Raw genomic sequence first — 782 nt, 5'->3', positions numbered from 1 at the left:
CCCCGCGCCTGCAGCAGCAGTGGCGTGACGAGCTGGCGCGCCTTGCCGAGCGGCTCGGGTTTGCCTGACGCCAGCCCGGATCATCCATCTCTTGTTACGCAACACACGCGGCCAGCCACGGCTGGCCGCAAGGAGTCATCATGACATCAGCACCACCCCACATCAGGCTGGATCCCGTCACCGACACCGACCTGCCTCACATCTATCGCGGCCTCTCCGATCCCCGGGTCGTCGCCTACTACGGCGTCAGCTACGACAGCCTGGCGGCATGCCGGGCACAGATGGATTGGTATGCCGAGCTGACCCGCACCGGCCGTGGCGCCTGGCACCTCATTCGCGACCGGCACACGGGCGAACCGCTGGGGGCCATCGGCTACAACGATGCCGACCCGACTCACCGGTGTGCCGAGCTGGGCTACTGGCTCTATCCCGAACACTGGGGCAAGGGGGTAATGAGCGCGGCGCTGCAACTCTGGCTGCCGCTCACTTACCGCACCACCGACCTGCACCGGCTTATGGCGGTGGTGGAGGAGCCCAACCACCCCTCCGCCCGCCTGCTGGAGCGGGCCGGTTTTCACTACGAGGGAACGGCGCGGGAGTGCGAGCGCAAGGGGGATGGCTTCATCTCCCTGCGCCACTACGCCATCTTGCGCAGCGACCTGCCCGCCAGCCTGTGACCCGCAACAACAAGCCCCGCACTGCGGGGCTTTTTTTCGGGAGTTACTTGATGGCGCAGACACCCTCATCGGACGCCGAGCGGCGGCGTCTGCGCCGCCACAGGG

Annotated in this window: 1 protein-coding gene; it reads left to right on the top strand. The window is 67.4% G+C overall.

Features of this window, described 5'->3' with window-relative positions; translation table 11 throughout:
- The first annotated feature begins 140 nt into the window (after positions 1–140).
- Positions 141–677: a GNAT family N-acetyltransferase gene (locus AACR77_RS11525; protein ID WP_039039439.1), complete on the top strand. Its 537-nt coding sequence runs from the start codon at positions 141–143 to the stop codon at positions 675–677.
- Positions 678–782: the final 105 nt, after the last annotated feature.

The sequence above is a fragment of the Aeromonas sp. ZOR0002 genome (genome assembly GCF_963866995.1).
GTDB lineage: Bacteria > Pseudomonadota > Gammaproteobacteria > Enterobacterales > Aeromonadaceae > Aeromonas > Aeromonas caviae.
This window is presented reverse-complemented; position numbering and strand designations above follow the sequence as displayed.

Bases quoted from the DNA above. Each gene is read 5' to 3' on its own strand.
- AACR77_RS11525 (WP_039039439.1), top strand. From the start codon at position 141: ATGACATCAGCACCACCCCACATCAGGCTGGATCCCGTCACCGACACC.